14 protein-coding genes and 3 pseudogenes are annotated in these 18934 nt (G+C 72.3%); 9 read left to right on the top strand and 8 right to left on the bottom strand.

The window, feature by feature from the left end:
* Positions 1-23 precede the first annotated feature (23 nt).
* On the top strand, positions 24-470 hold the full coding sequence (locus ACFPIH_RS38875; protein WP_381182720.1) for a type II toxin-antitoxin system PemK/MazF family toxin: 447 nt from the start codon (positions 24-26) through the stop codon (positions 468-470).
* Here the strand turns inward: ACFPIH_RS38875 and ACFPIH_RS38870 are convergent.
* Positions 455-1288, bottom strand: a complete 834-nt coding sequence (locus tag ACFPIH_RS38870; RefSeq protein WP_381182718.1) for a TIGR02452 family protein — start codon at positions 1286-1288, stop codon at positions 455-457. The genes ACFPIH_RS38875 and ACFPIH_RS38870 overlap by 16 nt on opposite strands.
* Before the next feature lie 291 nt (positions 1289-1579).
* Between ACFPIH_RS38870 and egtA the strand changes: the two genes are divergently transcribed.
* The 4 genes from egtA to egtD are packed head-to-tail and all read left to right on the top strand — an operon-like array spanning position 1580 to position 6064.
* Positions 1580-2899 (top strand): ergothioneine biosynthesis glutamate--cysteine ligase EgtA, encoded by a 1320-nt coding sequence (gene egtA / locus ACFPIH_RS38865; protein ID WP_381182716.1) that lies wholly within the window; start codon positions 1580-1582, stop codon positions 2897-2899.
* The gene (gene egtB / locus ACFPIH_RS38860) at positions 2896-4287 is read left to right on the top strand and encodes an ergothioneine biosynthesis protein EgtB (RefSeq protein ID WP_381182715.1); all 1392 of its coding nucleotides are present in this window, start codon (positions 2896-2898) and stop codon (positions 4285-4287) included. Before egtA ends, egtB begins: the two co-directional genes overlap by 4 nt.
* Complete coding sequence (gene egtC / locus ACFPIH_RS38855; protein ID WP_381182714.1) at positions 4287-5078, top strand: ergothioneine biosynthesis protein EgtC; 792 nt, start codon at positions 4287-4289, stop codon at positions 5076-5078. Before egtB ends, egtC begins: the two co-directional genes overlap by 1 nt.
* On the top strand, positions 5075-6064 hold the full coding sequence (egtD, locus tag ACFPIH_RS38850) for an L-histidine N(alpha)-methyltransferase (protein ID WP_381182712.1): 990 nt from the start codon (positions 5075-5077) through the stop codon (positions 6062-6064). Before egtC ends, egtD begins: the two co-directional genes overlap by 4 nt.
* A 31-nt stretch (positions 6065-6095) precedes the next feature.
* On the opposite strand, the pseudogene ACFPIH_RS38845 reads toward egtD, so the two are convergent.
* Positions 6096-6745, bottom strand: a pseudogene (locus ACFPIH_RS38845) (LacI family DNA-binding transcriptional regulator).
* A 95-nt stretch (positions 6746-6840) separates the two neighbouring features.
* Here ACFPIH_RS38845 and ACFPIH_RS38840 point away from each other — a divergent pair.
* Positions 6841-7216, top strand: a pseudogene (locus ACFPIH_RS38840) (2-keto-myo-inositol dehydratase); the annotation flags it as partial.
* A 51-nt stretch (positions 7217-7267) separates the two neighbouring features.
* Here the strand turns inward: ACFPIH_RS38840 and ACFPIH_RS38835 are convergent.
* Positions 7268-8773: a glycosyl hydrolase family 28-related protein gene (locus tag ACFPIH_RS38835; RefSeq protein WP_381182710.1), complete on the bottom strand. Its 1506-nt coding sequence runs from the start codon at positions 8771-8773 to the stop codon at positions 7268-7270.
* Positions 8774-8823: 50 nt separating this feature from the next.
* Here ACFPIH_RS38835 and ACFPIH_RS38830 point away from each other — a divergent pair.
* Positions 8824-9522 (top strand): annotated as a pseudogene (locus ACFPIH_RS38830) (CDP-alcohol phosphatidyltransferase family protein); the annotation flags it as partial.
* Here the strand turns inward: ACFPIH_RS38830 and ACFPIH_RS38825 are convergent.
* The 5 genes from ACFPIH_RS38825 to ACFPIH_RS38805 all read right to left on the bottom strand — a co-directional run bounded on the left by ACFPIH_RS38825 (position 9415) and on the right by ACFPIH_RS38805 (position 16316).
* Complete coding sequence (locus ACFPIH_RS38825) at positions 9415-9948, bottom strand: FAD synthase family protein (protein WP_381182708.1); 534 nt, start codon at positions 9946-9948, stop codon at positions 9415-9417. The pseudogene ACFPIH_RS38830 and the gene ACFPIH_RS38825 sit on opposite strands and share 108 nt — an antisense overlap.
* Positions 9945-11645, bottom strand: a complete 1701-nt coding sequence (locus tag ACFPIH_RS38820) for a fibronectin type III domain-containing protein (RefSeq protein ID WP_381182706.1) — start codon at positions 11643-11645, stop codon at positions 9945-9947. The genes ACFPIH_RS38825 and ACFPIH_RS38820 overlap by 4 nt, the downstream gene beginning before the upstream one ends.
* An 89-nt stretch (positions 11646-11734) precedes the next feature.
* Positions 11735-13267, bottom strand: a complete 1533-nt coding sequence (locus tag ACFPIH_RS38815; protein WP_381182704.1) for a lipopolysaccharide biosynthesis protein — start codon at positions 13265-13267, stop codon at positions 11735-11737.
* Positions 13264-14847 carry a hypothetical protein gene (locus tag ACFPIH_RS38810; RefSeq protein ID WP_381182702.1) on the bottom strand — a complete coding sequence of 528 codons (1584 nt, stop codon included), beginning with the start codon at positions 14845-14847 and terminating at the stop codon, positions 13264-13266. The genes ACFPIH_RS38815 and ACFPIH_RS38810 overlap by 4 nt, the downstream gene beginning before the upstream one ends.
* Complete coding sequence (locus ACFPIH_RS38805; RefSeq protein WP_381182700.1) at positions 14844-16316, bottom strand: hypothetical protein; 1473 nt, start codon at positions 16314-16316, stop codon at positions 14844-14846. The genes ACFPIH_RS38810 and ACFPIH_RS38805 overlap by 4 nt, the downstream gene beginning before the upstream one ends.
* A 187-nt stretch (positions 16317-16503) precedes the next feature.
* Between ACFPIH_RS38805 and ACFPIH_RS38800 the strand changes: the two genes are divergently transcribed.
* On the top strand, positions 16504-17484 hold the full coding sequence (locus tag ACFPIH_RS38800; protein ID WP_381182698.1) for an NAD-dependent epimerase/dehydratase family protein: 981 nt from the start codon (positions 16504-16506) through the stop codon (positions 17482-17484).
* A 17-nt stretch (positions 17485-17501) separates the two neighbouring features.
* Entirely contained in the window at positions 17502-18689 is a 1188-nt protein-coding gene (locus ACFPIH_RS38795) for a glycosyltransferase family 4 protein (protein WP_381182696.1), read from the top strand.
* Positions 18690-18934 lie beyond the last annotated feature (245 nt).

The following is an 18934-nucleotide window of genomic DNA, read 5'->3' as shown; positions in this document are numbered from 1 at the left end:
GGGGCAGCCCGTAAGGTGCCCCCGTGACCGCGTTTACCGATGAGAACGTCCCGGGCCGCCACGGCCCCTCCGCCACCACCGAGGCCGACCCCCGCGAGGTCGGCCGGGTGCGCACCGAGTACTCGCCCGCGCACGACGGCGACCCCGATCCCGGTGAGATCGTCTGGACCTGGGTGCCCTTCGAGGAGAACGACGGCCGGGGCAAGGACCGCCCGGTGCTGGTCGTCGCCCGTGAGGCGGCCGGCACCCTGCTCGCCGTACAGCTGTCCAGCAAGCGTCACGACGGCGACCGGGAGTGGGTCGGTATCGGCAGCGGTCCCTGGGACCGCAGCGGGCGGGACTCCTGGGTCGATGTCGACCGGGTGCTGCGGCTGCACGAGGACGGGATGCGCCGGGAGGCGTGCGCCATCGACCGGGGGCGGTTCAACCTCGTGCGGCAGCGGCTGCACGAGCGCTACGGCTGGACCTGAGCACCCGTTCGGGCGAACACCTTCTCGAAAGCGCCCCGCACCGCGCTGCCGGGCGTACGGTCGAGCACCCCGAACACCACATGCTCGAACGTCCGCTCGAAGCGGCCGCCGGGTCCGAGGAGGGTCCGGAACGCCTCCGCCACCTGCGCGGGGTCGTTGCGGAACACTCCGCAGCCCCACGCTCCCAGCACCAGCCGCCGGTAGCCGTGCGCGACGGCCGTCTCCAGCACCCGCTCGGCGCGGACGGCCAAGGCGCCCGGCAGTCCGGGCACGCGCTCGGGCGTCCTGCTCAGCACCACGCCCGCGTTGGGCGCGGCGGAGGTCAGGAACCCGGCGGTGTACGGCTCGTCGAGGAGCCGGCCCCGGTCGTCCCGGAAGACGGGGACGGCCGGTGAGTGGATGACCCGGTCCGAGTAGAACGGGTCGCGGTCGGCGCGGTGATGGTCGTAGAACTCGGGAGCCCGCAGCAGGCACGTGTACAGCGCGGAGGCGCGGCACAGGGCCTCCTCCTGCGCCTGGGCGCCGTTGCGGAAGCCGCCGCCGGGGTTCCTGGCGGAGGCGAAGTTCAGGACGGCGACCGGCGCGTCCGCGAGCCGACGGGCGGCCTCCAGGCTGCTCTCACCGGTGACCTCTATGGACGTGGCCACGGGGGCTGTTTCCGGTACCGGAACCGGCTCCGGTCCCAGCATCCGGGTCCCGGCCCGGGCGGCCTCGACCGCCGCCGCCAGGGGCACCTCGCGGCCGTCCGACGCGCGATAGGCGCCCGCCGCGACGATCTCCTCCGTCTGCCGCGCGATGCCGCGCAGGCGCGCGCTCATGGCGCCACCCCCGTGGACGCCATGACCGCGCGTGCTGTTGTGCTCATACACGCATCGTCACCGACGCCGGACCCACGGTGCAAAGAGTTTTTTCCGGCACCGGGAACACCTGGAGAACTTCCAGGAAACACCGTGCAAGGGGCACGGATTCGAGGGTTCCCGACGCGGTGAGCACCGATTTGCACCCTTGTGCGATTCGGATCGAGGGTCTTGGGTGGGACAGGTGTGACGCCGGTCCGGCGGCCCCGAAGCCGGTCCGGTGGCATGGTGGAACCTCAGGAGGATCCCGACATGTCAGATTCGGCCAGCGACTGTACCGAGAGTTACGAAGACGTCGACTGTACGAAGCCCCGTACGTCCCTCTCCGAAGCCGAGGTGGAGGCCCTGGTCAGGGGTATCTGCTTCAAGACCGGCCCGCCCCGCACCGTCGGAGTCGAGGTGGAATGGCTGGTGCACGAGCTGCGCGGTCCGCGGCTCCCCGTGACACCCGAACGACTCGCGGCGGCCTACGCCGCACTGGAGACCGTGCCCCTAGGGTCGGCGCTCACCGTCGAACCCGGCGGCCAGCTGGAGCTCAGCTCGCCGCCCGCCGCCTCCCTGATGGAGTGTGTCGGCACCGTCTCCGCCGACCTGGACGCCGTCCGCGCGGTCCTGCGCGAACTCGGCCTCGCCCTCGTCGGCCTCGGCACGGATCCCTGGCACAGCCCCCGCCGGTATCTGCGCGAGCCGCGCTACGACGCCATGGAGGCCTGCCTGGACCGCACCGGCCCGGCCGGCCGGGCCATGATGTGCACCTCGGCCTCCGTGCAGGTCTGCCTGGACGCCGGATACGAGGAGCCCGGCCCGCTGGGCCACGGGCGGCGCTGGCGGCTCTCGCACCTGCTGGGCGCGGTACTGGTGGCCGCGTTCGCCAACTCCCCGCTGCTCAATGGCGAACCCACGGGCTGGCGGTCCACCCGGCAGCTGCTGTGGACGGAGATCGGCGCCGCCCGCGCGGGCGGACCCCCGCTGGACGTCGAGCCGCGGGCGGCCTGGGCCCGCCATGTGCTGGACGCGCCGGTGATGTGCCTGCGGCGCGACGGCGGCCCCTGGGAGGTGCCCGAGCGGCTGACGTTCCGCGAGTGGACCCGTACCGGGGTACCGACCCGGGAGGACCTCGACTACCACATGACCACCCTGTTCCCGCCGGTCAGACCACGCGGCCACCTGGAACTGCGGATGATCGACGCGCAACCCGGTGACGACGGCTGGATCGTGCCGCTCGCGGTGGCGACGGCCCTGTTCGACGACCCCGAGGCGGCCGAGACCGCCTACCGCACCGTGAAGCCGCTGGCCGAGCGGGCCGTGCCGCTGCCGGCGCCGCACAACCCGCTGTGGACCGACGCGGCCCGCCACGGACTGACCGACCCCGAGCTGCACGAGGCCGCGGTCGTCTGTTTCGCGGCCGCCCTCGACGCCCTGCCCCGCCTGGGCGCGGGAGAGGCCGTCCTGGACGCGGTCGCCGAGTACCGCGACCGCCATGTCCTGCGGGGCCGCACGCCCGCCGACGACCAGCTCGACCGCCTGCGCGGCACGGACACCCGCGCGTACGGGAAGGACCTCCGCCGATGACCGAGACCACCCCGGACACCGGGCACAAGACCGCCCCGGACACCGGAACCCTGTCCGAAACCGCCCCCGACGCCGAGACCCTGCGCGCCCGCGCGCTCGCGTCCCTCACCACCGCCCGGGACCGGACCACCCTTCTGACCAGCTGCGTCGAGGATCCCGACCTCACGGCCCAGGTCTCCCCGCTGATGTCCCCGCTGGTGTGGGACCTCGCGCACATCGGCAACCAGGAGGAACTCTGGCTGCTGCGCACGGTGGCCGGCCGGGAGGCGATCCGCCCCGAGATCGACGGCCTGTACGACGCCTTCGAGCACCCCCGCTCCGAACGGCCCAAACTGCCCCTGCTGCCGCCCGCCGAGGCCCGCGGGTACGCGGCGGAGGTACGGGGGCGGGTGCTGGACCTGCTGGAGTCCGCCGACTTCCACGGCACCCGGCTCACCGAGGCCGGATTCGCCTTCGGGATGATCGCCCAGCACGAACAGCAGCACGACGAGACGATGTTGATCACCCATCAGCTCCGCATCGGCCCCCCGGCCCTGACCGCGCCCGACCCGGAGCCGGCCCCGCTGTCCACCGGCCCGGCCGAAGTCCTGGTCCCCGGCGGCCCGTTCATCATGGGCACCTCCGCCGAACCCTGGGCCCTGGACAACGAACGCCCCGCGCACCGGCGCGAGGTGGCGCCCTTCCACATCGACACCACCCCGGTGACCAACGCCGCCTACCGGGCGTTCATCGACGACGGCGGCTACGACAACGAACGCTGGTGGACGCGGGAGGGCTGGGCGCACATCCGCGAACACGGCATCCACGCCCCGCTGTTCTGGCACCGCGACGGCAGCGGCACCGAGGGCCGGTGGCTGCGCCGCCGCTTCGGTGTCACCGAGGTCGTGCCGCCCGACGAGCCGGTGCTGCACGTGAGCTGGTACGAGGCCGACGCCTACGCCCGCTGGGCCGGACGCCGGCTGCCCACCGAGCCCGAGTGGGAGAAGGCGGCCCGCTTCGACCCGGCGACCGGCGGCTCGACGCGCTACCCGTGGGGCGACAGCGACCCCGCCCCCGAACACGCCAACCTCGGCCAGCGCCATCTGCGCCCGGCCCCCGCCGGCAGCTACCCGCAGGGCGAATCCCCGCTCGGGGTACGCCAGTTGATCGGCGACGTCTGGGAGTGGACGTCGAGCGACTTCCTCCCCTACCCCGGGTTCCGGGCGTTCCCGTACAAGGAGTACTCGGAGGTGTTCTTCGGCCCCGAGTACAAGGTGCTGCGCGGCGGTTCGTTCGCCGTGGACGCGGTGGCCTGCCGGGGTACGTTCCGCAACTGGGACTATCCGATCCGGCGGCAGATCTTCTCCGGGTTCCGCACGGCCCGCTCGGCCCACCCGGAGACCGTCTGATGTGCCGTCATATCGCTTACGTGGGCCCGGAGGAGCCACTGGGCCGGTGCCTCGTGGCACCCCCGCACGGTCTGTACCGCCAGTCCTGGGCACCCCGGCGGCAGCGGTACGGGACGGTCAACGCCGATGGTTTCGGCGTGGGTTGGTATGCCGAGGGCGACCCGGTGCCGGCCCGCTACCGCCGGGCCGGGCCGATCTGGGCCGATCTGTCCTTCGCCGACCTCGCGCGGGTGGTCCGCTCCGGCGCGCTGCTGGCCGCCGTACGGGACGCCACGCTCGCCGGGGCGGACGCGGAGGCCGCGGCGGCGCCGTTCGCCGCGGGGACCTGGCTGTTCAGCCACAACGGCGCCGTCACCGGCTGGCCGCACTCCCTTCAGTCCCTGGTCCGCACCCTGCCGCCGGCCGAGGTGCTGTCGATGGAGGCCCGCAACGACTCCGCGTTCGTGTGGGCGCTGATCCTGGCCCGGCTGCGCGCCGGGGACCCGGAGGGGCAGGCCCTGACCGACACCGTCCTGGAGGTCGCCGCGGCGGCCCCCGGCTCCCGCCTCAACCTGCTGCTCACCGACGGCGCGACGATCACCGCCACGGCCTGGGGCGACTCCCTCTGGTACCTGACCGAGCCCGGCCGGAGCACGGTCGTGGCCTCCGAACCGTACGACGACGATCCGCACTGGCAGGAGGTCCCCGACCGCACCCTCCTCACAGCAAGCCGAACCGACGTCCTGCTCACCCCCCTCAAGGACCCAGAGGCGGACGCGGTACCCGCACCACCCAAGGAGCCCCGCACGTGAGCCCGTCACAGTTCAGCCCCAGCTACGGCTACACCGACACCCTGGACGCCGAGCACTACGCCACGGCGCTGCGCGCAGACATCCGCAAGGGCCTGACCAGCACCCCGAAGTCCACCTCCCCCACCTGGTTCTACGACGCCCGGGGCAGCGAACTCTTCGAGGAGATCACCCAGCTCAAGGAGTACCCGCTGTGGCGCGCGGAACTGGGCCTGTTCCAGCGGCACGCCCGTGACATCGCCTCGCGCACCGGGGCCCGCAGCCTCGTGGAACTCGGTTCGGGCAGCAGCACCAAGACCCAGCTGATCCTGGAGGCACTCGGCCCCGCGGGCCTCCACTACATCCCGGTCGACGTCAGCGCGGACGCCCTCCACCAGGCCGCCGCGCAACTCGTCCAGGACTACCCGGAGCTCCGGCTGCACGCCCTGCGCGCCGACTTCACCGCCCCGCTGGCCCTGCCCGGACTCCCGGACCGCGACCCGCGTCTGATCGCCTTCATCGGCAGCACGCTGGGCAACTTCCGCGGCCCCACCCGCGTCCCGTTCCTGCGCGCGCTCCACGGCATCATGCGCCCCGAGGACTTCCTGCTCCTGGGCGCCGACCTGGTCAAGGACACGGACGAGATGATCGCCGCCTACGACGACGTCGAGGGTGTGACGGCCGCGTTCAACAAGAACCTCCTCCACGTCCTCAACCGCGAACTCGACGCCGACTTCGAGCCCGACGCCTTCGAGCACCGGGCGGTGTGGAACGAGGCCGAACAGCACATCGAGATGCGGCTGCGCAGCCTCACCGAACAGCGCGTCACGATCGGGGACCTGGACCTCAAGGTGCACTTCGAGCCGGGAGAGGAGTGGATCACGGAACGCAGTGCCAAGTTCACCCCGGACGGTCTGAAGGCCGAGCTGACCGCCGCGGGCCTGAGCGCGGACCGGGTCTGGGCCGACACCGACGCGGGATTCGTGGTCGTCCTCGCCACGGCCGGTTAGGCCCGGTTCCCCGGGGGTCCGGCGCCGCGGCTCAGGCCGTCGGCGCCGGTCCGCTGGTCCCCCGTACCACCAGCCTCGGGTCCAGCACCGCCTCCCGAGGCTCCAGTTCCGGGGTTTCCAGCCGTTCCACGGCGAACCGCACCGCGTGCTCGGCCGTCAGGACCGCGTCCTGGCGGACCGTGGTCAGGCCGATCGGCATCAGCCGTGCCGGCGCATCGCGGCCCGGTACGAGCGCCGCCGCTCGGCCGAACCGGGTGCCCGGCCGCCGTCGATGTGCACGATCCTGCGGTGCCCCAGCTCGACCAGGTAGTCCATCACCTGCCGGATCCCCTTGCCCTCGGCACTGTGCACGAAGTCCACGCGGGCACCCGGCGCCCGCCGGCTGACCGACACGGTGGCCGTGCGCCGCCCGAGCTCGTCGAGATGGACGGGCTCGGCGTCGGACCCCAGCAGGATCAGCGCCTCGCAGCGGTGAGCCAGCAGCGCCTCGACCGCCTTGGCCTCGCTGCGGCCCTGGGCCGCCGCCGAGAGCAGGACGTCGTAGCCGAGCCGCTCGGCCTCGGGGCGTCGGCGACGCGCAGGACGCGTTCCCGGGTCTCCCCGGCTCGCGCCCGGCCGGCCGCGGAGGACGATCGGGACGAGCGCCCTGGACACGCCCGCCTTCGCGGCGACGTCCGCCATCGTGGGCCGCTGTCCGGCTCGCTCCCCGTCCGGTACGGACCCAGGGAGGAACCACCCGTGGCGACGACGAACCGGCTGCGACCTCCCCACCTCCGACCGACGGGACAGACCATGCCGCCGAGCAGTGGGCGGGCTTCGGCCGCAACGCCGACCGCCCCGGCAAGCTCCTCCTCGACGAGTACGACGTACGCCTCGTCGCAGATGGACCCCGAGTTCCTCGCCCAGGTCGCCGCCAAGACCTCTCCTTCGGCGAGGCCGCGAAGCGCGGGGTGTGCGTCTCGCCCCCGCCGGTGTGCCGGACCCGGCCGATGTCGTGGCCGAACTCGCCACGCTCGACGCCGAGTTGTTCGTGATCGCGAGCAGGACCTCTACCCGTGCGCGCCCGAGGTGCCGCTGCCCATCGCCATCAGCACCCAACACCTGACCGGCTGCGATCTCGCGGGAACGCGGCGCCCGAACCTCGACCGGTAACCCTCGAACCGACGTCGGCATGGGGGCCGTCGTGGACGACCGCGAACAGGTTCACCGACGCAGCGGCGCGGCGGAGGCGGCCGGACTCGCGGGCGGCACCGGGTCCGGGGCGGCCGGCGCCACCGGGTCCGGGCCTGCCGGTGTCGCCTCCACCCTCGGCGCATTCGGAACGTTCGGCACGTTCGGCATGTTCGGCACGTTGGGCGCGTCCGGTGTGACCGCCGCGCCCGCGGCCCCGTCCAGGCAGTCGACAAAGCCGACGAAGTCGGGGCGGCCGATGCCCTCGGTGACCGCGAACTCGTTCTCCGAGTGGCTCCGCAACAGGCACATGTCGTACCGGGCGACGGGCGGCACCGCCGCCGGGGAGCCCTCGACGCGGTACTCGTGGCGGCCGACCAGTTGGCAGGAGTCGTACCGGATCAGCGGGCCGCGCGGACCCACGGTGTAGCGGTGGGCCCGGACCTCCGAGGAGAAGTCCTTGAAGGCGAGGCCGGTGTCGTCGCAGTCGCTGAAGTGGACCGTGCCGCTCCGCCAGACGCAGTCGATGACGCGGGCGTCCGGGTCACGCACCTCGAAGCGGATGTCCTGGGCGTGGAAGCGCTGCACCGAGTCGTGGTGCTGGGCGACGGGGAAGCGGAAGAAGGTGCTGGTGGTGCCGTATTCGGGGGTGTTCCCCGGGCGGGTGCCGGCGATGATGTAGGAGCCGCCCCGGCAGGTGATGGAGCCGCCGTAGGGGAACTCCAGGAAGTTGCCCCACTCGTACTCGACCTTCATGTCGGTGAACCAGTAGTTGAGGAACTGGTCCTGGTCGTTGGATTGCTGCCGGCGTCCGGTGACTCCGGAGAAGAGGAACGCCCTGCGGTAGGCGCCGCCGACGCGGCAGGCCTCCCACCGCATCTCCGAGTTGGTGTCGGTGCCGTCGAGGGCGAGGCCGTACTCCCACTCCCCCATCCACTCGCACTCGGAGAACCGGTAGTCCTGTGCCTGGCCGGTGGAGTACGAGGAGAAGAAGGACGCGCCCGGGGTGGCCGAGCGGAACTGGATGCGTTCGAAGGACAGGTTCGCCCAGATGTCCTCGTTGCGGCAGAGATAGGAGCCCGGGCCGGTGGGCGGGCGGAAGACGAGGGTGGTCATGCGTTTGCCCGCGCCGGAGAAGCGCAGGCCGTTGGCGGGGCGCAGCGGGGCGACGCCGTTGAGCAGTGCGTGCGGGCGGGTGATGAGGAACTCGCCCGGCGGGATCTCGATCACGGTGCGGCCGACTCCGCCGAAGACGCGGGCGGCGGCGAGGGCGTAGGCGTACTCGAACGCGGCGCTGTCGTCGGTGCGTCCGTCGCCCACCGCGCCGAGGTCGCCGACGTTGATCACGTTCGTCAGCAGGCGCCGTCCGGGACCGGGAGGCAGTACCGGGACACCGCCGGGTACGGCCGGGGAGCCGCCCGGTCCCGAGGCGGCGGACGCACTCTGGGCGGTCAGGGCCGTCGCGCCCAGGAGCGACACCGCGCCACGCAGCAGCCACCGACGGCTGACACGGGACATCTCACCTTCCCGTTCTGCCATAATCGCCTTCTTTCCAACCGTTTTCCGAGCAAAGTCACTAAAGGTGGGAAATGACCGAGTTCGTCGAAGCCCTCAGACATCTGTCGGCCGCGCAGAAGCCCGCGCGAGGGGTCTCGCTGTACACCCGGTTCATCAACCGTCCGGCGGGCCGGGTGCTGGCCGCGCTGGCCTATCAGGCGGGGGCGACGCCGAATCAACTGACCGTCCTCGGTGCCCTGTTCACGTTTCCGGCGCTGGCCGCGGTGGCGCTGGTGCCGCCCGGGCCGACGCTGGCGGTCTGTGTCGGCGCGGCCCTGGCCGTGGGGTTCGCGCTGGACTCCGCGGACGGCCAGCTGGCCCGGGGGCAGCGTTCGGGAAGTCCGTCGGGCGAGTGGCTCGACCATGTCCTGGACTGCGTGAAGATCGTGACCCTGCATCTGGTGGTGCTGGTGTCGTTCTACCGGTTCTTCACGCTGTCCGGTCCGGTCTGGCTGCTGGCACCGATGGTCTTCCAGCTGGCGGCCGTGGTGATCTTCTTCGGCGGGATCCTGACGGAGAAGCTCAGACACCGGACGCCGGCCGGGACTCCGGCCGGTTCGCCCCCGGCGCTGCGCTCGGTGCTGCTGCTGCCCGTCGACTACGGCGTGACGTGCGTCAGCTTCCTATTCCTGGGAAGTCAGGACCTCTTCCTCGCGGTGTATGGCACGCTGCTGGTCGCCCATGTGCTGTTCATGGCCGCCTTCCTTGTGAAGTGGTTCCGGGAGCTGCGCCGCGGGGATCCCGGACAGCCGCTGGAGGGAGCTGCGCAGCAGGGTGCTTGAGGTGTGCTTGGTGTAGGGGAAGTAGACGACCTCGACGCCGACCTGACCGAACCGGCGTTCGTACTCCAGCCACTTGGGGGTGCCGCGCCAGTCGTCGCCCTTGAAGATGACGTGGAAGCCGATGCGCTTCCACGTCTTCAGCTTGTCGAACTCCGTCTCCACGATGGCGTCGTCGACGAAGCGCACGCTGCGGACGATGTCCAGCCGTTCGGCGATCGGGACGACCGGGACCTTGCCCTTCAGCCCGAAGGCGAGTTCGTCGCTGGTGACGCCCACGACGAGCCGGTCGCAGTGTCTGCGTGCCTCACGCAGGATGTTGAGGTGCCCGATGTGGAACAGGTCGTAGACCCCGGGCGCGAATCCGATCCGGGTCATCGCGTCTCACCCTCTGTCTCCTGAGCGGGCGGCGACTGCTGCTGAGCGAGCTGCGAGGGCTCCTGAGCGGTCTGTGACGTTTCCTGTGCCGACTGTGACTGATCCTGCTCCTGTTCCTGCTCCTGGGCGGGTCGCGACGGTACGGCCGTACCGTCGACCGCGACGCGCTGTGTCGCCCTCTTCGGCGGCACGTTCACGGTCAGGCCGCGCGACTTGGCGGAGGTGTTCGAGCCGTCCGTCACCTGGATGGTGTAGGTGTGGCGGGTGCCGGCGGGCACGGTGTCGGTGTAGGTCATCCTCGGCAGGTCCCAGTAGGTGGACTTCTCGCTCCTGGTCCCCACCTGCTTGCCGTCCCGGAAGATCCGGTACGTCAGCACGGCGTCGTCGCGGTCCCAGGTGGCGCGCCAGGCGAGGGTGACCTTGCCGGGCTCGGTCGCCGACAGGGACAGCTCGGGTGCCTTCGGGGCGCCGGTGTCCTTGTCGCCGAACCGGGCGAGGCTCTGCTGCGGTGCCTCGTTGACCTGGGTGAACTCGCCGCCCACCCAGAGCACTCCGCGCGACACGACGAGCGCCCGGGGGCCGACCTGCTCGCCGAGGCCGCCGTTGGTGTCGGGGAACCAGTGCAGGATCCTGCGGTCGTCGACGGACTGGGCGAGGAGGTGCTGACGGTCGCCCCGGTCGGGGAATCCGCCGGGTGTCTCGTTGCAGTTGTGGGCGTGCGACGCGCTGTAGAGAACGCCCTTGAAGGGCACGACGGACTGGGTGGCGCCGTAGCAGTCGTCCTTCCAGACCATGGTGCCGTTGGCGAGCTTGCCCGCGATCCGCCCGTCGTAGAGGCCGGGGCCGTGGCCCTCGGCGCCCACGAAGAAGCGGGTGTTGTCCTGGGCGATCGTCTTCACGGACGACTGGGCCGGGATCCAGCCGGGATAGCTGAGCACGATCGCGCCGGTGGTGGGGTGCAGGGCGACCAGGGAGCGGATGCGCCGGCCGTTGACGGACTCGAAGTCGCCGCCGACGAACAGCCTGCCGTGCGAGAGGGCGACCGACAGGGCCCGTACCGGCTGGTCGAAGTCGGCCTTGAACGGCAGCACGGCGCCCTTGGTGGACACGGCGGCGATCCGGCCGCGGGGCTGCCCGCCGACCCGGGTGAAGTCGCCGCCGAGGTAGACGGTGTTGGCGGAGGCCTCGATGGCCCGGACGGTGGCGGCGACGGACGGCTTGAAGTCCGTACGGACCTTGCAGCCGGCGGTGTCGACGGCGATCGCGTTGGCCGCCCCGACGGTGCCGACGCGGTCGAAGGAGCCCCCGACGTACAGGACCCGGCCGTCGGGCGAGGCCTTCATGGCCCGCACGGTGTGGTTGAAGCCGGTGAACGACGGGGCGCAGGGCAGGAGTTGGCCGGTGACCGCGTCGAACGCGGCGAAGTTCTTGCGCCGTACCTGGCGTTGGCCGGGCGCGGCGCCCGGCGGGCGGACCGTGTCGAAACTTCCCCCGACGTAGACGACGCCGTTGGCGGCGGCCATCGACCAGACGATTCCGTCGGTCTGCCAGGTGGCCAGCGGATCGGCGGAGAGGGTCTTCGGGCCGTCGGCGGCTGCCGCGGCGAGGGAGGCGTCGAGCAGAACGGTAGTGCAGCACACGAGGGCGGTGACGGCGACCCTGGTGACCGGCTTCGTTCGGAGCTTTCTCAGGTGCAAGGGAACCCCGGGTGGCAGTGGTGGGAGTGGTACGCAGGCAGGGACGTCGCCGGTCGAGTCGGCCCGGGCGGTGCGGCCGTCGGCCGGTCTCATGCCGTGCGACGGCGCAGCACTCCGACCAGCTCGCTCACTCTCAGCGACGTCCGATATCGCCACAAACTAATAGCAAATACACACATTCCCAAGACCATCCCCACGGCGAGTCCTGATGGGGTGTCACCTCGCAGTGCGCGGACGGCGCCCAGGGCGGCCGAGACGAGGAGGCCGATCGCGAGGGCGGTCGAGTAGCCGCGGTCCACGGTCGTGAAGCCGAGGCCCCGCCGGATGAGCAGGGCGGCGGCGAGGTTCTCCACCACGATGGCCGCGCCCCAGGACACGGCGGCGCCCAGGACGCCCCAGACGGGCACGGCGAGCACGCCGACGACGAGCTGCACGGTGAACGCGGCGGCGGTGACGGCCAGATGCCAGGAGCTCCTGCCCGCCATGAGGAGCACGGTCTGGGCGTTGCCGACCGCGACGTTGACCACGGCGGCGGCGCAGAGCACCACCAGGGCGGGAGCGCCCCGGACGAACTCCGGTCCGAAGGCGGACAGCACGGTGGCCGGGAAGCCCGCGACGAGGGCGAACAGCGGCCAGGAGAAGAGCACGATCCAGCAGGTGGAGACGCGGTGCAGGCCGTGTGCCTCGGTGTCCTCGCGCAGGGCGAGCAGCCGGCTGATCTCCGGTGCGACGGCGAGCCGTACGGCGAGCTGGATGAGCGTGCCCGCGGTGATCACGCGTCCGATGGCGGTGTAGAGGCCGGCCTCGCCGGACGTGGCGAGGGCGGAGAGCAGGATGACGCCGACCCAGACGGCGCTGATGTCGAAGACGGAGGAGACGGCGCGGGGCGCGGCGAAGCCCCAGAACGCCCGCCAGGGCACGGTCCCGCGCTCCCCCGTGCGGTGCGCGGCCCGGCAGCGGCGCAGGGCGTACCAGGCGGCGACGAATCCGGCGAGTGTGGGCAGCAGCCAGGCCGAGGCCAGCGCGAGCAGGCTCGGCGCGCAGAACGCCACGGGGAGGGCGATCAGCAGGCGCAGCAGGGGTTTGCCGATCTGCTCGACGCCCACGAACGGCACGACGGTCCCGTAGCCTCGGGTGGCGCCGAGCAGGACCATGCCGACGGTCGCGGCGGGCAGGAAGAGCCCGAAGAGCCGGACCAGGGTGACGGCGTCGGCCGGCGGCAGTGCGGGCAGCAGCGCGGTCGCCACGGTGGGCGCGAGGAGCAGGGGTACGGCCGCCGCGGTGCCGGCCGCCGCGGCGGGCAGGACGGCCATGCGCAGCAGGGCGCCCACCGAGCGGCCGTCGTGGAGGGCGAGGTCCCGGGGGACGAACCGGATCAGTCCGGCGTCGGCGCCGAGCTTGCAGGCGTTGCTGAGGATGGTGAAGACGGCGACGCCGGTGAAGATCACTCCCGAGCCGTCGGCGCCGACGGCCCTGGTGACCAGGCCGACGAGGAGGAAGGAGAACACGGCGTTGGCCGCCGAGCCCGCCATCCCCCAGAAACCGCCGCGCGCGACCGCGGCCACCCCGCTCGGGGCGGTGGCCGCGGCCGCGCGGGGCGCGGTCGTCTCCGGTGCGGTCACCGGCGGGCGGCCGTCAGGGTGCCGTCCTGCACGGGCAGTTCCATCGGCCCGGCGGCCTGGTGCGCGGCGGGACGGTACTTCGGGCGGCGGCGCAGGAAGCGCGGGAGGCGGCGCGGCCGGCCGGTGTCGAGGACGGCGCCCAGGAGGCGTCCGCCGGAGCAGTCGACCAGTTCCTGCACCTGGCGCAGTTCGTCCTGCCGGGTGTGTCCGAGTCCGGCGACGAGCAGGACGCCGTCGACGCGCTGGGCGACGGCGAGCGCGTCGGCGTGCGCCAGGAAGGGCCCGGTGACGACGACGGTGGCCGAGTCGGCGTTCGGCAGCGCCCGGCTGACCTCGGCCGGCACGGCGCGGGCGTGCGCCGCGGCGGGGCCGCGCCCGGCGTGGAAGGCGAACCGGCCGGCGACATCGGCGTCCACGATGACGCTGCCGTTGGGCAGGAACGCTTCCTCCAGGGTGGGCGACTCGTACGGCATCAGCGGGAGCCGGGCGGCGAACTCGGACATCTCGGGGTCGGCGTCCACCAGGAGGACCTCGCCGCCGTACTCGGCGAGGGCGGCGGCCAGGTTGGCGGCGACCTCCTCGGCGGCCTCGGCGTCGCGCGGGGCGACGACGAGGACGTGGCCGCAGCCGGCCGGGCTGGCGAGGTTGCGCAGCCGGAAGGCGAGGGCGCGGAACGCCTCGACGCGGGCGCCGCCGGTGCGGCCGACCTTCAGCAGTTCGTCGCCCGCCTCGCGGTCGTCGGGCAGGATGCCGAGGACCGGCGCGCGCAGCGCGGCCCGGGTCTCGCCGACCGAGCGGACGCGGGTGTCGAGGGCGGAGCGCACCCAGGCGAGCACGAGGCCGAGGAGGAGTCCGCAGGCCAGGCCCAGGGCGAGCAGGGTGCGCAGGCCGGGTCCGACGGGCAGGTGGGGGGCGGTGGCCCTGCGGACGACGTCACCGGCGTCGGTGTCGCGGGACCTGATGTCCAGGACGCGCTTCTGCAGGTTGTACAGCTGGCTCTGTGCGGCGGTCTTGGCGTCCGGGCGCTCCAGCTGGTCCTGGGCGAGCTGCCGGTTGAGCATCAGGATCTGCGCGTCGAGGGCGCTGGTGGCGCGCTGTACGGCGGCGTCGTTGCGGCCCTTGCGGTCGGCGAGGTAGGCCTCGGCGAAGGCGTTGGCGCCGCGCGCCGCGCGCTTGGGGGAGCTTGCGGTGAACTCGAAGCGCAGCACCTGGGACTTCATCGGGTTGGTGACCCGCAGCCGGGCGCCGAGCGAGTTCGCCGCGCTCTCGCGCCGGCCGAGGGAGGCGGCGGCGCGCCGGGCGACCTCGGCGCTGGTGGCGATCTGCTGTTGGGTGGTCATGCTGACCTGGTTGTCGGCGGAGACGCCGACCGAGCCGAAGGGGTCGGCGGTGGAGCGGACCAGGACCTCGCTGGTGGCGGCGTAGGTGTGCGCGCGGTGCTGGGCCAGGGCCAGTCCGCCGAGCAGTCCCAGGAGGAGTCCGAGCGCGATCAGGACGCGATGGCGCAGGATGCGGCGCAGTTGGTCGCGCAGTTGGTCCGGCTCGTCGTACCGGTCGTCGAGATGGATGGGGCCGGTCACGGGTGCCCTCCTGTTCCGGGGATCGATGCGTGGGGGGTGGGTGCGGTCGGCAGGGCCGACGAGGGCAGGCGGGAGGCGCGGGCGGTGGGGATGCTGATCAGCAGGGGGACGGCCACCAGCAGGGTCAACGGGCCCGCGATGGCGAGCAGGCTGCCGCGCAGGAAGACCATCTGGTAGAAGGCGAAGGCCGGGACGAGGAGCGCCGCGAGGGTGCCGGGCACCCCGCGCAGCCGGTGCCGTACGTCGTCCACCCGCCGGCCCAGTGCGCCAAGGAGCAGGAACACGAGAACCACGGCGAAGGGGCCGGCCCACAGGTAGCTCTCGATCCACAGCGGGGCCGAGAGGTTGTGGAAGTCGTATCCCGCGTACCGGGCCAGGGTGATGCCGGTGTCGTCGGGTTTCTGGGGCCAGGCCGAGCGCGGCACCATGAACAGCAGGGGGCCGAGCGCGTTCTGCGGCTCGAAGCCGTTGTCGCCCGCGTAGTCGACGCCGGTCTGCACCTGCTGGAAGGCGTCGTAGTCGCCGTTGGTGGTGAACTGGTCGGCGAGCGAGACGACGGCGACGCTCTCCCGGTCGCTGTAGCGGAAGTAGTCGCTGTAGGGGAAGACGAACAGCAGTGCGGCGAGGACGGCGGCGGCGGTGACCCGGAAGGTCCGCGGTCGGCACAGCCGGGGTACCGAGAACAGCAGGGTCAGCAGGACCATGCCGGCCCAGAACCGCGGCTTGCTGATGGGGTTGTTGACGACGACGTTGAGCGCGACCAGGAGCGGCAGCAGAATCCAGCGCAGCCCGCGCAGCCATCGGTCGCCGTCGGCCAGCCGGGGTACCCGCAGCAGGCCGAGCAGGGCCCAGAACGCAGGCACGGACAGCGACCAGCTGATCAGGGACCGCAGGGAGGCGTCGTCGCCGCCGGTCTCGGTGATGGCCTGCCGGCTGGTGAAGTACGCGGTCAGCCGGCCGGGTTGGCCGGCGATCAGCAGCGCGGCGAAGGCGAGGGAGATCGCGCACAGCGCCAGCAGCCGCCAGGGGGCGAGCCGGCGCGAGAGCACGCGCTCCAGCAGCCCCGCCGGCGCGGTGTCGGGTCGGGCGCGGCCGTGGCGGGCGGCGAGGGCCGTGCCGGCGCTGTGGGCGAGGAGCCCGAGTTCGACGACGGCCACCGCGCCGAGGGCGGTCGTCCCGCCGGGCCGGTAGGGCCACGGGTAGGTGTCGGAGGCGAGCATCGCCAGGGGCGCGAGGCCCAGCCAGATATAGGCGAAGACCCAGAAACCCAGGGCGACGAACCGCACCTCGGCCGCGGTGAGCACCCGGGTGAGCGCGCCGCCGGTGTGGGCCACGACGACGAGTTGCAGCGCCGACGCGGCCGACAGGCGCAGCCCGTGCGACTGGAGGATCAGCCCCGGCAGCAGGACGGTCAGCACCGCGGCCCAGAGGAAGACCGCAGCCACACTGCGGATGCGAGCGTCCTGCATCCCGGCCTCTCCGTCGAGTGAATATTTAGGCTGAAACATCACTGGACGATATATAGCGCTTACATCGCTCTAATCATCCCAGGCGCGCACAAAACGTAAGATTCTCGGCGTGCCAATTACCCCAAATCATGACAAGTCTGCATAGCTTATCGGCCAACAGATCTCCCGATTCGCAGAGGAGTTGTCCGTGAGCCAGCAGGTAGACGTCGTCGTCGCCGGGGGCGGGGGATTCATCGGCGGTCATCTCGTGGGCGACCTTCTCGCCCAGGGACTGACCGTCCGCTCGATCGACATCAAGCCCCGGCACGAGTGGTACCAGGTCCACCCGGACGCCGAGAACGCGGTCGCCGACCTCTCGCTCCTCGATCACGCCCGTGCCGGCGTGCGGGGCGCACGGCAGGTGTACATGCTGGCCGCCGACATGGGCGGCATGGGCTTCATCGAGAACAACAAGGCCGCCTGCATGATGTCGGTGCTCACCAGCACGCACATGCTCCAGGCGGCGCACGAGGCCGGTGTGGAGCGCTACTTCTACTCCTCCTCCGCGTGCGTGTACGCCGCCGGCAAGCAGACCGACCCGAACGTCACCGCCCTCAAGGAGGCGGACGCCTACCCGGCGCAGCCCGAGGACGGCTACGGCTGGGAGAAGCTGTTCTCCGAGCGTATGTGCCGGCACTACGCGGAGGACTACGACTTCGTCACCCGCGTCGCCCGCTACCACAACGTCTACGGCCCGCAGGGCACATGGACCGGCGGCCGGGAGAAGGCGCCGGCCGCGGTGTGCCGCAAGGTGGCCGAGGCGGTGCTGTCCGGCGACCACCGCATCGAGATCTGGGGCGACGGCCGGCAGAGCCGCTCCTTCATGTACATCGACGACTGCCTCCACGGCAGCCAGATGATCATGCGCGGGGACAACGGCGAACCGGTCAACCTCGGCTCCTCGGAGCTGGTGACGATCAATCAGCTCGTCGACATCGTCGAGGAGATCGCCGGGGTCCGCTGCGAGCGCAAGCACCGCCTCGACGCCCCGCAGGGCGTGCGCGGCCGCAACTCCGACAACACCCTGATCCGCGAGATCCACGGCTGGGAGCCCTCGGTGACGCTCGCCGACGGCCTGGAGAAGACCTACGCCTGGGTGTACGACCAGGTCAAGCGCTCCCAGCAGTGACGGGGCGGGGAGAGCCGATGCGAATCCTCGTCCACGACTACAGCGGCCATCCGTTCCAGGCCCAGTTGAGCCGGGAGCTGGCGCGCCGCGGTCATGACGTCGTCCACTCGACGTGCACGGCGTACGTCTCCGGCAAGGGCAACCTTGCCGGGGACACCCCCGGGCTGCGGTTCGTCACCATCGGGGACGGCACCGCGCTGAAGAAGGACGCCTACTTCCGGCGGCTGCGCCAGGAGACCCTGCTGGGCCTCGAACTGGCCCGGCAGGTACGGCGGGAGAAGCCCGAGGTGGCGCTGCTGTCCAACATGCCGATCCCGGTGCTGGTGGTGGCGGCGGCCGAACTGCGGCGGCTGGGCATCCCCTGGGTGCTGTGGCACCAGGACGTGACCGCGGTGGCGCTGAAGAGCTTCGCCGCGGGCGGTGTCGCCCGGTCGATGGGCATCGCCGCGAAGGTGTTCGGGGCGGGCGAGAAGTGGTCGGCGCGCCGGGCCTCGGCCGTCGTGGTGATCGCCGAGTCGTTCCTGCGCGTCCACCGCGGGTGGGGCACCGCGGACAAGGTCACCGTCATCCCCAACTGGGCGCCGCTGGACGAGATCGTCCCGATGGACCGGGCCAACTCCTGGTCGGCCGAGCACGGCCTGGACGGGGTGCGGACGGTGCTGTACTCCGGCACCCTCGGTCTGAAGCACAACCCGGCGCTGCTGGTACGGCTCGCCGAGCGGCTGCGCGCGGGGGGCACCCCGGTACGGCTGGTGGTCGTCAACGACGGTCCGGCGGTGCCGGTGCTCCGGGAGGCCGCCGCCGCCCACGGCGTCGATCTGACCCTGCTGCCCTTCCAGCCCTACGGGCGGCTGCCCGAGGTGCTGGGCAGCGGCGATCTGCTCGTCGTCCTGCTCGGGGCGGACGCCGGGGAGTTCTCGGTGCCGTCGAAGACCCTGTCGTACCTGTGCGCCGGGCGGCCCGTGCTCGGGCTGATGCCGGCCGACAACCTGGCCGCGCACCTCCTGCGCCGCGCGGGGTCGGCGGTCTTCCCGCCGGAGGAGTCCTCGCTCGACGCGGCGGCCGACTGGGCCCGGGAGATCCTCTCCGACCCGGCCCGCGCGCAGACGCTGGGCAAGGAGAGCCGGGCACTGGCCGAGCGGGAGTTCGCCCTGGAGGACTGCGTCTCCCGCTTCGAGGACATCCTCCGCACGGCAATCCGCTGAGCCCCGGGGCGGGACGGGTTCGGCCGCACCCAGCGGCCGACCCGTCCCGCCCCCGCACGCGAGACCCCCGGCTCCCCTCCCACCAAGCCCCACCGCCGGCCACAGGACCCGCCCTCCCCGGCGCCCACCGGATCGCCGCCCAACGGCCGACCCCGTCCCAACCCGCACCGCCCGAAAACCCCGGCCGACCTCCCACCAAGCCCCGTCGCCGGTCACGGGACCCGCCCTCCCCCGGCGCCCAGCGG

This window comes from Streptomyces vulcanius (genome assembly GCF_042653945.1).
GTDB classification, from domain to species: domain Bacteria; phylum Actinomycetota; class Actinomycetes; order Streptomycetales; family Streptomycetaceae; genus Streptomyces; species Streptomyces mangrovi.
The sequence above is the reverse complement of the archived record's forward strand: the minus strand, read 5'-3'. Positions and strand labels throughout refer to the sequence as shown.